10 protein-coding genes are annotated in these 13,349 nt (G+C 58.0%); 5 read left to right on the forward strand and 5 right to left on the reverse strand.

Going from position 1 to position 13,349, the window contains the following annotated elements; translation table 11 throughout:
• Nucleotides 1-25: 25 nt before the first annotated feature.
• The 5 genes from EFB14_RS21130 to EFB14_RS21150 are packed head-to-tail and all read right to left on the reverse strand — an operon-like array spanning nt 26 to nt 5,632.
• The gene (locus tag EFB14_RS21130) at nt 26-2,230 is read right to left on the reverse strand and encodes a GumC family protein (RefSeq protein ID WP_126828680.1); all 2,205 of its coding nucleotides are present in this window, start codon (nt 2,228-2,230) and stop codon (nt 26-28) included.
• Nucleotides 2,227-3,369 (reverse strand): glycosyltransferase family 4 protein, encoded by a 1,143-nt coding sequence (locus tag EFB14_RS21135; RefSeq protein ID WP_126828682.1) that lies wholly within the window; start codon nt 3,367-3,369, stop codon nt 2,227-2,229. Before EFB14_RS21135 ends, EFB14_RS21130 begins: the two co-directional genes overlap by 4 nt.
• A complete protein-coding gene (locus EFB14_RS21140) occupies nt 3,363-4,463 on the reverse strand; it encodes a glycosyltransferase family 4 protein (protein ID WP_126828685.1) in 1,101 nt (366 codons plus the stop codon). Before EFB14_RS21140 ends, EFB14_RS21135 begins: the two co-directional genes overlap by 7 nt.
• Nucleotides 4,460-5,410 (reverse strand): glycosyltransferase family 2 protein, encoded by a 951-nt coding sequence (locus EFB14_RS21145; protein WP_126828687.1) that lies wholly within the window; start codon nt 5,408-5,410, stop codon nt 4,460-4,462. Before EFB14_RS21145 ends, EFB14_RS21140 begins: the two co-directional genes overlap by 4 nt.
• Before the next feature lie 9 nt (nt 5,411-5,419).
• Nucleotides 5,420-5,632: a hypothetical protein gene (locus EFB14_RS21150; RefSeq protein ID WP_126828689.1), complete on the reverse strand. Its 213-nt coding sequence runs from the start codon at nt 5,630-5,632 to the stop codon at nt 5,420-5,422.
• A gap of 387 nt (nt 5,633-6,019) precedes the next feature.
• Between EFB14_RS21150 and EFB14_RS21155 the strand changes: the two genes are divergently transcribed.
• The 5 genes from EFB14_RS21155 (at nt 6,020) to EFB14_RS21175 (ending at nt 13,345) form a co-directional block, all read left to right on the forward strand.
• The gene (locus EFB14_RS21155) at nt 6,020-7,339 is read left to right on the forward strand and encodes an O-antigen ligase family protein (protein ID WP_126828690.1); all 1,320 of its coding nucleotides are present in this window, start codon (nt 6,020-6,022) and stop codon (nt 7,337-7,339) included.
• Complete coding sequence (locus EFB14_RS21160; protein ID WP_126828693.1) at nt 7,336-9,462, forward strand: right-handed parallel beta-helix repeat-containing protein; 2,127 nt, start codon at nt 7,336-7,338, stop codon at nt 9,460-9,462. Before EFB14_RS21155 ends, EFB14_RS21160 begins: the two co-directional genes overlap by 4 nt.
• A 433-nt stretch (nt 9,463-9,895) precedes the next feature.
• Complete coding sequence (locus EFB14_RS21165) at nt 9,896-10,750, forward strand: WecB/TagA/CpsF family glycosyltransferase (RefSeq protein WP_126828696.1); 855 nt, start codon at nt 9,896-9,898, stop codon at nt 10,748-10,750.
• 18 nt (nt 10,751-10,768) lie between these two features.
• Nucleotides 10,769-12,256 carry a sugar transferase gene (locus tag EFB14_RS21170; RefSeq protein WP_126828698.1) on the forward strand — a complete coding sequence of 496 codons (1,488 nt, stop codon included), beginning with the start codon at nt 10,769-10,771 and terminating at the stop codon, nt 12,254-12,256.
• Nucleotides 12,257-12,301: 45 nt separating this feature from the next.
• Nucleotides 12,302-13,345 (forward strand): UDP-glucuronic acid decarboxylase family protein, encoded by a 1,044-nt coding sequence (locus EFB14_RS21175; protein ID WP_126828700.1) that lies wholly within the window; start codon nt 12,302-12,304, stop codon nt 13,343-13,345.
• Nucleotides 13,346-13,349: the final 4 nt, after the last annotated feature.

A 13,349-nucleotide genomic window follows, 5' to 3' on the forward strand; every position in this document is an offset into this window, starting at 1 on the left:
GAAGCAGATGATTCTGTATGATGTATTAGGATTTTAAGCTGTAGTACTTCATAAGAGATCTAGAAAATAACTCCGAGTCGCTGAAGTTATACAAGGCGTGTATCTTGGGATCTACGTTATTGATCGCCACAACTATTTCCGAATTTCGCGAGCCTTTCATTTGCTGCAGGCTGAACTCGAATGCGCGGCGGCTCGTTTTTCCCCATCTGACAACTGCAAGCGTTCTTTCCGCCAGGGCAGCCAGATGCACGGTGTCTGCCGAGGCGAGCACCGGCGCGCTGTCGAAGATGACAATCCGGCCGGCCGCGCCCCCCAACTCGATGATGTCTGCCAGGCCGTTCGAACGGACGCGCCGCTGGAGACTGAATCTTCCAGATGGAATGAAATCGATACCGCTTGGATGGTGGTAGACGATGTCGCGGAGATCGGCCTGACCATTCAGGAATTCGTTCAGTCCGTGCACTAACCCCGACCTGAAAAACGAATCGAGTTTTCCCCGCCGAAGGTCGCCATCGACGAGCAGCACCGGAATTGCGGCGGCGGCAAGTTCGATAGCCAGCGATCTCGCGACAAGCGACTTGCCGTCCCCGCTGTGAGCCGAGGTAACGACGATACTGCTCGGCAACTTGCCGCCGTTGGACTGCTTGAGTGAAAGCACCACGGTACGGATTGCTTCGTCAAACATCGGGACCGGCATATGCTCGAACATCGTTTTTGAATTTTCCCGCCGCGCCAGACGCGGGATAAGGCCAGCCGGTATCGTGCGCGCTATTCCAGCTATCTGGTCGAAACTCCGAACCGTCCGATCCCACATTTCGATCACGAAAGCAGCCGTTACGGCTGCCGAGATTGCAGCCAGGAGGGCGCCCACCAGATAGAAAAGCCGTCCACGCCCCTGTGGATTGAGCGGCACTGAAGCCGGTGAGAAAACCTCCAGTTCCGCCCCCGGCAACCTGGCCTTGGCGGCAAGGTCGCGGCGCTGGTCCTCAAGCTTGTCGAGTGCCGCTTGCTCCTTGTCGGCAATACGCTGCAGTCGCGTCAATTCCGTCTGCGCCAGGGCATCGCGCGTGCGCTTTTCCTGAGCATCAGCCAAGAGGGATTCCAATGCGCTAGCTTCATGATCAAGTGCGGAAAGCTTGGCGCGCATCGTTTGCAGATATTGCTTGGTCGCACGGTCGAGATCGGCACGGGATTGTTCGATCTTCCCACGTAAATCCACCACGGCCTCGGCATTGCCGTCATATGTTTCAAGAAGACGGGCGAGATCTTGCTCCTGCGCGTGAAGGTCGCGTTGCTTTGTGGCAATGTTGTCGGGCATGGCGATATTCTGCGTCGCGGCAGAAGCGTTATCCGCTGCTTCCAGCGTGGATATCGTCGCCTTTACCTCAACCCGGCTTTCCTCGATTTTCCCTTCGCGGCCAGTGAGTTCCAGGAGTGATTTGATACGTTCATCCTGAGCATCCTCTTTCGAGACGATCTCCATCGATTCTTGATAGTTGCGGGCAGCGTCGCGAGCGGTATCTGCGCGAGCCTGCTGTTCGGCGACGCGCTGTCGGAGCCAGTCTCCCGCTGAAACCAGGCGGCCACGGACACTGTCCTTCCGCTCATCGAGGTAAATGCTGACGACCCGGTTCGGAACCGCGGCTGCGAGTTCAGCATCATTCGCAGTGAAGCTGATCTGGATAACTTCACTCTTATCTTCGTGCCATACGCCGAGCGCCTGATAATATTCCGGGATGGTGGCTTCGATGCCGTCTCCTGCCGGCAAGGTGGGTTTTTTCGTGTCGAACAGGCTGCGCAACGTCGCTCGGATCCTGTCAATGAACGAGATCTTCCGCAGCGCTGGATTGAATTCCTGCAGCTCGTTAAGCCGCAGCTCGCGGACGACTCGCTCTGAGATGCCTCTGGAGAGAAGCCGCTCGGTCTCCGATTTCACGTCAATGAGATCATTGCGGCTGGTATCGTCCACACCAAGTAATGTTGCGAGAGGCTGGCGGATAATCAATCGGGCCGATCCCTGATAGGCGGGCTTCAACCCAGAGATCATCATCGCCGCGGGCACCATCAGCAGCACCGCTATCGTGATGATCATGATCATTCTTCGCCGGACGAGACCGACGGCAGCTGCCAGATCGAATTGGTCCGCCTTGGTCTCGACCTGAAAGCGTGGATCATAGCGCATCGGCGAGATCGGAAGGTTGCGGTCGGGCGGAAGGGTGGAAATCGTCATCGTGCGCCAACCATTACTTGAGGTTTCGCGGAAACGGTTTCGTAAAGTTTCTCGAGCGACCGCATATAGGCCCTCATGCTGAAGTGGTTGAGGTAATGCGCGCGCCCCTGGGCCGCGAGCCGGATGCGGATTTCAGGATCGGACACCAGCTTGGCCAGGGCTGCAGCCAGGGCATTCGGGTCTCCGACGGGGACGAAGATCCCGGTTTCACCGTCGGTAATGACTTCTTCATGCGCCCCGACGCGCGTGGTAACGACCGCGAGCCCGTGGGACAGCCCTTCGAGCACGGCCATCGCCAGACCTTCGGCGTGCGAAGGCAAGACCAGGATATCTGCACGCGCGCACAAGGCCCGCGCCTCACCGGCGTCAAGCCAGCCGGGCATCTCTACCAGATCTGAAAGCGCCAGGGCGTCAGCCTGACGGCGATAATCCTCGACGGGTCCGTCGCCTGCCAGCACAGCCCGCCACCGGAGTGCTTTCATGACCGGATGGCTGAGCGCCAACAGGAGCTCCGTGACACCTTTGCGTTCGCTCAACCGGCCGAGGAATACGATCAAGGGTGTCTGGCCGACACGAATATTGTGCGCCCCGGGGTCGGGGACGCAATTATGGGCCACGACCGTGCGGTGCTCGTCAACGCCAAGAAGTGTCGTCAGCGTCAAGCGATCGCGCTCGCCCAGCGCCACAACGCAATCGGCGTTCTGAAACATCCGACGTATGAGCCGCTGTTGACGCGGCGAGCGTTGTGCAAAATCGCCGGCGTAATCGTAGTCGTGCAGGTGCAACATGTGGCAACACCCGAACAAGCGGGCTGCCTCCGTCAGGATCAGTTTTCGGGAGGTGCTGCCGCGGCCGGCGATATGGATATGGTGAATGCGGGCTGGCGCAACGATCCGGTCCTTTGCCATCGTCAGGACGGCGCCGAGCAGGCGTGCGGGTGACGTCACCTTCGACCATCGAGCTCCTCTGGTATCGGTGACGAAATGTTTCGTGCCGGTCTCTTTCGCCGTCTCTGTTATATAGCCGACCAGCCTGCCAATGCCGCCGCCGTTCTCGCAACCGCCCGGAACATAGTGGCGGACGCTAGCCGCGCTCCCCACAGCCATTCGATTTCTGTCCGTGAGGGCCTCCATCAGCATGATCCCACAACCTCCCGATAAACAGCCGCAGCCTGGGCGCCGACCCGTTCAGGCGAATTCGGTCCTTTGGCCCATTCGAGCGCGTTGTCGCCGAAAATGCTTCTGAGCGCGCCGTTGTCCGCCAATGTCCTGATCGCTGCCGCGAGCTCTTTGGCATCTCCGGGAGGGACCACCAATCCCAGCCCATTGGGCTGAACCGTGTCTCGCAACTCGCCGACATCAGTAACGATGACCGGTTTGCCAAACGCAGCGGCAAGGTTGAGCACACCGCTTTGAGATGCTTCCGTGTAGGGAAGCACGACGATGTCGGTATCCAGGAAAAGCTGGGCGACCTCTGCATCCTCGATAAAGCGATTGCGAATATCGTAGCGGTTGGCATCCCCCATAAGCGGCTTGAATATCAGCGGATTGTCGCCGCGACCTGCGACCGTGATGCGCAGGTTGGGAAGCGCGTCCTTGAGCATCGCCTCGGCCCGGACCAGATGTTCCAGGCCCTTGTAGGCAAAAATCCGTCCGAAGAGCAGCACGCGGACAGTTCCATCCGCTTCGCGCGGCGCCATTTTCTGTTGCCGGGCGAGCTCCGCATAGCGAAGGATGGAGGGATGCGACAGGACATGGACGCAGCCCGGCGATTTCGAATATCGGTCGAGGACCAGCCGCTTCAGTCCCTCGCCGTGGACGACAATATGTCCGGATTGCTTCACCATCAATTCGGGGGCCCAGCCGGGCAGCGTACGCGTATCGGAATCGCCGGGATGGATTGCCACGTCATGAACGGTCGTCACAAGCGGGATCGGGCGCCAGAACGGCACGGCGAGGTTCAGCCAAAGTGTAGAATTGCTGAGGAGATGAATGAGGTTCGGCCGTTCCTGCCGGATCAGACGCGTAAGATGGTACAGAAACCAGGGATTGGAGAGAGAACGGTGTCTTGGCCAGTCCAGAAGGTGCAGATCGACAGCCGGATCGATGGAAGAGGCGAGATGTGCGTAGCGCCGGCGCGGCACGGCAAGCACAACGTCGAGGTGTTGGGCAACGCCGCTGGCAAACGAGATGGTATAATCTTCCAGTTCGGAAACCAGGAGCAGCGCCTTCATGTCGCTGCCTCCGACAAGCCGACGTCCAGACCGAGCCGTGACAGGCCGCGCGCCGCGCGCAAACTATCGCGCGTCCGCCTGAGCAGGTTCGGTTCGCCGGCAAAGAAGAGGCCCTCGACGGCAAGCTTGAACCGGGTGTGTGCATCGGCTCCCTGCAGCTTTGCCGACGCGATGCGATAGGGATAGTGATCCGTCAGATGTAGTCTTGCCGGCAGCTCATGAGCTGAGAGAAATAGGTTCGTTGCTTCAACGGTACGCTTCCAGTGCGTCATCCGCCTCCTTAGCGTGGTGGCGTCCTCGGTCGTGCGATACCAGTTGTTATTGTGGATGCGGTAGAATCCAAGCGGATCCGGAATGGCGATGACGTCCCCCAGAAACGGATAGATCCCCACGAGCCAGGCATCGGCTGATATGCGGAATTGTTCGGGAATGCTGCCCGCGGCATTCCACGCGCTGCGTCGCACCGCGACGGCCGACGTCATTGGAAAAGGCCACCAGCCGGCCGATCTGGTGAGCAGCGGCGACAAAGCGCCCGAACACAGGGTCCGAGGGATCGGCTTGGAAGTGGGCGTGCCATCGACAAGCGTTGGCTGCAGTCGGTGATAGACGAGCGACGCCTGAGGGTTTGCGCGGAACGCTGCAGCGGTCGCCGACAGCTTGCCCGGCGCCCACCAGTCGTCGGCATCGAGAAAACAGAGGATCTCGCCCATGCTGGATGCCACTGCGGTATTGATTGCAGCGGCCTGTCCCGCGTTCTCCTGAAAGATCACCTTCACGCGGCTGTCATAGGCTTCCAAAACAGACCGCGACTGGTCGGTAGAGCCGTCATCGACGACGATTATCTCGACGTTGACAGCGTCTTGGCTCAACACGCTGTCTATCGCCCGCCCAACGAAGCGAGCGTAGTTGTAATTGTTGATGAGGACACTGAGGGCCGGCCGCTCCATGACGCGCCCTCAGGCGGATTGCCGCGATGCACCGCTGTACAGCAGTGCAAAGTTGCTCATGAGGCCGACCTTACCGCCATCGAGGTTTAGAGCCTCGGTGATGGTGATATCCAAAATACCTTGTCGGCCGAACAGCATCTCCCGCAGAGCCGATGAGATCGTTACGACGAGTAGAGCGCCCGTCGCGGTGCATAGAGAACTAGGATCATGACGCAGAAACATAGCAATCCTAAACCTTCCAGGCTTCGACTGCAGAGTGAACCTCTGTCAGAATTGTTGCCTCATTCCAGTGAAATCGTGGCTTCCCTACCACGCGTCACAGGACATTCATCGCCACGGTACCGGTGAACGGACATGCGCAACATCTGCTCTTAAGGGCAATCCGCGGTCATGAAGACCCGTCTTTTGGGTAAACACCGGCTGAAAGCTTACGCACAACATCGTCTTTGGGTGGAGCGAAGGTGCATTAGGCGTAGCCCGCCCTTCACTAGGACAGGTTGACTGCGGATGTGGCTGGATGATTGCTTGAGAGCAGTGCAGCCACGAAGGCCGTTTTTGATCCGCCGCGATCAATAGTCGCTTGTCTGTTCAAGTCAGTCGAGACGGATAATGAGAGTAGATAGCCTCAAAACTGCCGGCGGACCAAGCATTAGTTGGCGGACCATAGAATGCTGGGGCGCCGGCATATCCATTTTTCTTCAGGCGGGCGCCATCCTGCCGCTTATGCTGGCAGATGCCGACGGGACACTCAGCGAATCTGCCAAATCTATACTGCGTCTTCCTTGCTTTCCTGTGTATGCATTTACAATCGTGATCCTGATACGCCATTTCCCGCAATTTCTAACGGCGCTCAGGCGAAATCTGATTGTTCCCTCGATCCTTGTCTTGCCGTTTTTGTCTACCCTGTGGTCAATAGGACCTCCAACGAGCTTGAGGCGGGCAATCGGCCTTTTGTTTTGCGTGCTTCTTTCCTATGTCCTGGCGATACGTTTCACGCCAAGGCAGCTGCTGCTCCTGTTATTTGTGACCCTGGGAGCCTGTATTGTCCTCAGTGTGGTTATGTCAGTGGTGTCACCAAGCCTTGCCAATATGCCGGATGGTACTATGCGGGGCGTCTTCATTCATAAGAACGTCCTGGGCTGGTACGCGTCTCTGATGATCTTGGTGGCGTCGGCCGTGCTGATCGACGGGACGCTCGGCCTGCGGCGAACCGCGTTCATCTTGCTGGCCGCGGGCGTGATCTGCCTTGCAAGCTCCGGATCGATGACCGCGACCATTGCAACGTCAGTGGCCTATTGCCTGATCGGCTTTTATTCCCTGCTGCAAAGAAGCAGCAGCATTGGCCGCGTCGTCATCGTCCTGTTTTTCGTTCAGCTGGCTGTCGGCATTCTGATTTCGCTTCACGAGTTCCTGGTTCCGGCCCTTGAAGCGCTCGGCAAGGACGCGACTTTGACGGGGCGGGTGCCATTGTGGGAGCTGGTTGATCGCGAAATATCCAATCGTTGGATGCTCGGCTATGGCTACCAGGCCTTTTGGACAGTCGACAACCCGGAAGCGACGCACATCTGGTTAATGCTCGGATGGGCGGCGCCCCACGCGCATAATGGATATCGCGATATCTTGTTGAGCTTTGGAATCATGGGAATGGTCCCGTTTGTTATGCTAATTCTCCATGCAATCCGCCAGGGCGCGAGCCTTCAATGTCATGATCCGCAGTACGGTTGGCTCTGGCTCAATGTTTTTACGATTATGATTCTCGTGATGAATCTGACCGAGAGTATTTTTTTCGCTCAGAATGACGCCATCTTCATCCTGTTTGCCGCAGCCATCATCATGTTTTCGCTGTACGCGCCCGTGGTATCGACCAGCCGTTCGCCATCTTGGCAGGCGCCCACGCGTGGCCTTACGAGCGGGTTGCAGATATCATGAGGCGGCGTTTTGGACCGATCCTGAGCATTTTGCCTGTTATGCTTTTTCCGCAGTCCGGCAATCCGGCTTCGGTCGGGACAGAGATAGATGCGCCCGAGCACCTTCAGATGCTCGTCAGGGAGGCGACTTGCGCGGAAGCCTCCGCGACTTCGTTGGACAAATTGAATGGGACTTCTCTAGGCGGCCTATTGAGCGGCAGCACTGCGGCGCGGACGATATTTTACGTTTCTCCCGATGGCAAAGACAGCTGGAGTGGCCGCCTTCCCACGACAGACCAGCAGGGGGGCGACGGCCCCTTCGCCAGCATTGAAAGAGCGCGTGATGCTGCCCGCGAGAAGGGCGGCACCAACACGATCGCGTTGGGTCAAGGCGATTACTACCTTGCGCAGCCGATCGTCTTTGACGCCCGCGATGCGGGTTTGATCCTCACGGCAAGATGCAATGAAGCACCGATTTTGCATGGGGGCCCGCGCGTGCGCGACTGGGCGCAGCAGGCTGATGGCCACTGGACGGCGCCGCTGAAATTGGCACCGGATGAAGGGGTGGGTGACCTCTTCGTCAATGGGATACGCCAAACTCGAGCTCGATTCCCCAACGCTCCCGCTGATGGCGATCCACGCAAGGGCTGGTTGTTTGCCGCGAAGTGCGAGCCAGCCATCGACATGCGGGAAGGAAACACGCGCTTTTGTTTCCATGCCGGCGATCTTCCGACAGTGGGGGATACAAGCGGACTGGTCGTGGACATCGTTGGAGGGTATCAACCCGGAAGCCAGTGGGGCAATGATACGCTCCCGGTCGTATCCATCGATGGCCCGGGCCGGACTGTCTATACGAAAGGCACAGGCTATTTCTTTACCGCTGAAGGCAGCCGCTATTTCCTGAGCGGAGCCAAGGCCTTGCTCGATGCTCCCGGAGAGTGGTGGTACGACCTGGGCGCGGGCCAGCTTTATTATATCCCTGTCGAACAGGCGTTCTCCAATTCCGTCGTTGTTGCCGGGGTTCTGCCGACATTCTTCAAGTTGGACGGCGCCAGTGGGATGGTTATCTCAGGGCTCGAGCTCAGAGATGGAGCTCCTGAAGGCAGCGGCAAGTTCTCTACGGAGACCAGAGGATTTGGCGCCATACGGATCGAACGCGCTGATGGCGTTAAGATTCTCGGCAACAATATCGAAAATGTCGGCGTCGGTGTCCATGTGTCGGAAAGCAAGGATGCGTTGATTGCCGGCAATGTGATTGCGGATGTGGCCGGCAACGGGATTTACGTCGGCACAAATTATGGCACGTTCGGTAAGTCGAACGGCGCCAGGATCCTTTCAAACCATATCCATGACATCGGAAAGGTTTACATTGAAACTGCCGGAATATGGTTCCAGGCGGCTGACAATGTCAGGATCGCCGACAACCTGATCGAAAACACGGCGCAGTTCGGAATCGCCGGCGGTTCGCTGTGGGGTTCCAACGACGCCGTCTATAACGCTGTGATCGAACACAACGTGATCCATAACGCCAATCAGCAGACGGCAGATGGCGGCGCCATCAAGATGATGGGCGAGCAAGCCGACCCGCTGAACAGCACCATCCGCTACAATCTCGTGACCGGGACAGGTCACCTCATGAACAGGGTCGATGGGACGTTCTGGCCTCCCGGATATGAGAATACCAGCGAATGGCCGTCTCCTATCAGCTGGGCGATCTATACGGATGGGAAGGCGAGCGGGCTGCGGATCGAGGGAAATACACTCTCCGGCAACATCACTGCGATCGGCATCAACGGCGGTTGGAGCAACCTGGTGGTGGGAAACGTCATCACAGACGGATCGGGCGCGGCTTTTCGCGTTGATGACAGTACCGGCCGGGGTTGGCGTCCGCCATGGGCAAGCCCGAATCGTATCGAAGGCAATACCGTGTCGATCGACAGTAGCAGTGGGCTTGCAGCTTATGTCTACGCTCCTGACCACGGGCCCGGATACGTACAGTTCGCACATAACCGCTACATCGGCAATTTGAACGACAAGAGCTTCCGAATATCTCCAGGGATCATGCGTTCAGGAGAATTTGGCAGTCTGCTGGATCTTCAGAAGGCTGGGGCGGACACCGGAAGCGTAGTCGCGCCGGCCGACTAACAAAAAGGGCGCCGCGACGAGCGGTATTCGCAGGCATACGCCGATACAGAGTATCTGCATCAAATTCCCGACGGGGAAACCCGCTTGGCTACGACCCTTCTCCGACTGGGCAGCTCACGGCTCGTCAGCCAGGCCATCATCATCTCGCCTGTCGGGTTCCCCATCTCTCTCTCCCGGCTTTGTTCGCGCGATAGCGGCTATCTTCTGCGGCTTTGCGAAGATGAAACCGCTCTTTCGGGACGGTACTCATCAAAAAGAGCAACGGCAAAAGTAGTAGGGGTACATTACCTTACTTCTAATATTGTAACTTATCCCGGCGTAAGGCGTAGAAATATGAAGTCGCATCTACGTCCAATAGTTGGAACTGCAAGTATGGAGGCAAACGCTTTGAAAGCATATTCTAATGACAGTTTAGAACGCGAAAGCGCATGTCATGAGAAAACAAACAGAAGACAGCGGCCAAACTTCAGTTCTTAATCCGAAGGGCTCCATGGGATGGACCAATGTCCTTGGTGTTCGCATTTCGGCAGTAAATCTCAAAAGCGCGACGGGATTTATTCAAAAAGCGATCGAAGACGGCAGGAAGGAATATGTGTGCGTTCGCGACGCACACGGCGTCGTCCGGTGTCAAGATGATCCGGAGCTTCGGTCGATCCATAACCGGGCGTTTCTCGTGACCCCCGACGGCATGCCGTTGGTATGGGCATTGAAGCGCGCCGGCCATTTGGAGAGCGACAGGGTCTACGGACCTGACCTGATGCTGTCTGTTTTCGAGGCCGGCACATCGAGGGGTATACGCCACTTCCTTTACGGCGCAACGGCCGAGACGCTGCAGCAGTTGCAGGCGCGCCTTCTCGCGAGATTCCCGGACGCTGAGATAGCCGGCTCCTATGCGCCGCCTTTCCATAAACTGTCACCGCAAGAGGAAGCCGATATTGCAGACCGGCTCAATCGGTCCGGCGCCGATATCATCTGGGTCGGGCTGAGCAGTCCCAAGCAGGAGCTCTGGATGGCGCGCATGCGCGATCGCCTGGAAGCATCGATGCTCATCGGTGTCGGAGCTGCATTCGATTTCCACGCCGGCCTCAAGCGGCAAGCTCCAAGGTTCATTCAAAGAAGCGGCTTCGAATGGGCGTTTCGTCTTTTGTGCGAGCCGCGACGGCTGTGGCGGCGCTATGCGCTCGTCGTGCCGACCTTCATCTCATTGACAGCATTCCAGAGACTGGGACTTCGGAAGTTTCCGATCGAAGAGGCCGTTTCTGGATCGGGCGCGTCGGGACAAATGTAGTAGGGGAGTAAAAGCGTCATGTTTGCGCCGTCAGCGATGACAACAGGCCGGTCGAAGGCATCCACATCAAATGACATGACGTCGCGGGCGATTCCGGCAAGTTCCGTGCCGCCTATAGCAGCCACAACCGTCGATCCCTTTATACAGGCAGGGTTGAATACTTCAGCCGCACTACGGCGCCGCTTTCCTCGGCTTGCAACGTCGTCCTTTCTGGTCGCCGGCGACATTGCAAGCTATTTGATTGCATATTTTGTTCTGCTGTCCTTTCTCCCCGGTGGTTTGGAGGGCACGATAGCTGAGCGCGCGTTCACGATCGCAGCACTCGCTGCGATTATTCTCTACGCATCGGCCGGCCTCTATCCTGGATATCGGTTGCATGACCACGAACATCTGCGGCGGCGCACGATAGCTGCCGTCAAGGTGGCTGTCCTGGCGGCATTCGGAGCAATTGTCCTGCCGGAGGCGGAACGATTGCCGCTTGCCATTGTCGTGTTCCTCGGTCTCGGGCTGATTATTCAGCCATTTGTACATTGGCTCGCACGAGCCCTGTGCTTTAGACTTGGAATGTGGGGGGAGCGCGCGGTTGTGATCGGAGGGCGCAACCTTACTCCGGCACTCGTGGCGCATTTCACGGACCACTGGCAGTCTGGCATCAGGCCCGAGCCCTTTTCCCCCGATACTTTGGAGGCATTGCCCGATGGCGGACCATCCATTGCCGTCATTGCGGGCGACGCAGGTTCGCTTGTGCCCGACTTGGCGGCGATGCGTCGGAAGTTCACCGAAGTCATCTTGCTATGCGACACGCCGAGCCTCAAGGTAAGCGGATTGCGGCCTGCCGATGTCGGCGGAGAGATCGGTATTCGCCTGACCACCGGCGGGAGTTCGGTCAACTCGGATCTGGTTCGCCGGATCTTCGATCTCGCAATCGCCATCCCTGCAGCGATCGTAGTCACGCCCTTCATCGGGATTGCAGCGGCCGCAATCTATGCCATCGATCCGGGCCCCGTCTTCTTCCGGCATACCAGGGAAGGACGGTTCGGCAAGCCGGTGCACGTCCTGAAATTGAGGACGATGTACCAGGATGCAGAACAGCGCCTTGAAGCACTGTTCCGAGACAATCCTGCCATGCGCGCCGAGTGGTTGAGCCACTTCAAGCTCAAGGATGATCCGCGCATCCTTCCGGTCATCGGACATATGCTGCGCTCTTCGAGCATCGACGAGCTCCCGCAATTGGCGAACATCATCGCGGGCCAGATGGCCATCGTCGGACCACGTCCATTTCCGGAATATCACCTCTCGGCGATGGATAGCGAATTTCGAGACAAGCGCCGGTCCGTCACGCCGGGTCTCACGGGCCTTTGGCAAATATCCGAACGAAGCGATGCGGATATCGAGCTGCAGCAGCAACTCGACGGGTTCTACATCGACAACCGATCCTTGTGGTTCGACTGGCACATCCTTCTCAGCACAATTCCTGCGGTCTTAAAGGGCAAGGGAGCTTGCTGACCTGTTTCTCGTCCTGAAGGCAATCATCAACAACGGAGCACACCAATGCACGGACACAAGCGAATTATGGTCACCGGCGGCACCGGATTTCTGGGGTCATTCCTGTGCGAAAGGCTTTTGCGAGAGGGCAACGACGTCCTCTGCGTGGACAATTACTACACCGGTTCGCGCGACAATGTGCTGCATCTTCTCGACGATCCTCGCTTCGAGATCCTTCGCCATGACATTACCTTCCCGCTGTATGTGGAGGTCGACGAGATCTTCAATCTCGCCTGTCCGGCATCTCCGGTCCACTATCAGCACGATCCGGTGCAGACCGTGAAGACCAATGTGCATGGTGCCATCAATATGCTCGGCTTGGCCAAACGCACCAAGGCGAAGATCTTCCAGGCATCCACGAGCGAAGTTTATGGCGATCCGGCAGTCCACCCTCAACCCGAGGAGTATCGAGGCAGCGTTAATCCCATCGGCCCGCGGGCATGTTACGACGAAGGCAAGCGGTGCGCCGAGACTCTGTTCTTCGACTATCACCGCCAATATGGCGTGGAAATTCGGGTGGCGCGGATCTTTAATACCTACGGGCCGCGAATGCAGACCAATGACGGCCGCGTCGTCTCCAATTTCATCGTTCAGGCGCTTCAGAACGAGCCGATCACCATCTTCGGAGCCGGTACGCAAACACGCTCCTTCTGCTATGTGGATGATCTGATTGAAGGCTTCATTCGCCTGATGGGCGCGCCTGATGGCGTTACCGGCCCGATCAATCTCGGCAACCCAGGAGAGTTCACGGTTCGGGAACTGGCCGAAATGGTCGTCGAAATGACGGGGTCGAGGTCAGGCATTGTCTTCAAGCCTCTGCCGGTCGACGATCCGACGCAGCGCAAACCGGATATCAGCCGCGCAAAGCAGGAACTGGGCTGGCAGCCGACGGTGAACCTGCGTGAAGGGCTTGAGAAAACGATCGCTTATTTCGAGTGGAAGCTCTCCGGCGGATCGAGGAACATGCCTAGCGTCAGGCCTGCGCAACCGGCTTACACGCATCTGCCTGTTCCGGCGGTCGGTCTTCCTGTTTCGGAAGCCACGCGATAGGGAC

Origin of the sequence: Rhizobium fabae (assembly GCF_003985135.1) — a bacterium.
GTDB classification, from domain to species: domain Bacteria; phylum Pseudomonadota; class Alphaproteobacteria; order Rhizobiales; family Rhizobiaceae; genus Rhizobium; species Rhizobium pisi.

Excerpts from the sequence above, each read along its gene's own strand:
- EFB14_RS21130 (WP_126828680.1), bottom strand. The coding sequence starts at position 2,230 with ATGACGATTTCCACCCTTCCGCCCGACCGCAACCTTCCGATCTCGCCG.
- EFB14_RS21135 (WP_126828682.1), bottom strand. The coding sequence starts at position 3,369 with ATGCTGATGGAGGCCCTCACGGACAGAAATCGAATGGCTGTGGGGAGC.
- EFB14_RS21140 (WP_126828685.1), bottom strand. The coding sequence starts at position 4,463 with ATGAAGGCGCTGCTCCTGGTTTCCGAACTGGAAGATTATACCATCTCG.
- EFB14_RS21145 (WP_126828687.1), bottom strand. The coding sequence starts at position 5,410 with ATGGAGCGGCCGGCCCTCAGTGTCCTCATCAACAATTACAACTACGCT.
- EFB14_RS21150 (WP_126828689.1), bottom strand. The coding sequence starts at position 5,632 with ATGTTTCTGCGTCATGATCCTAGTTCTCTATGCACCGCGACGGGCGCT.
- EFB14_RS21155 (WP_126828690.1), top strand. The coding sequence starts at position 6,020 with ATGAGAGTAGATAGCCTCAAAACTGCCGGCGGACCAAGCATTAGTTGG.
- EFB14_RS21160 (WP_126828693.1), top strand. The coding sequence starts at position 7,336 with ATGAGGCGGCGTTTTGGACCGATCCTGAGCATTTTGCCTGTTATGCTT.
- EFB14_RS21165 (WP_126828696.1), top strand. The coding sequence starts at position 9,896 with ATGAGAAAACAAACAGAAGACAGCGGCCAAACTTCAGTTCTTAATCCG.
- EFB14_RS21170 (WP_126828698.1), top strand. The coding sequence starts at position 10,769 with ATGTTTGCGCCGTCAGCGATGACAACAGGCCGGTCGAAGGCATCCACA.
- EFB14_RS21175 (WP_126828700.1), top strand. The coding sequence starts at position 12,302 with ATGCACGGACACAAGCGAATTATGGTCACCGGCGGCACCGGATTTCTG.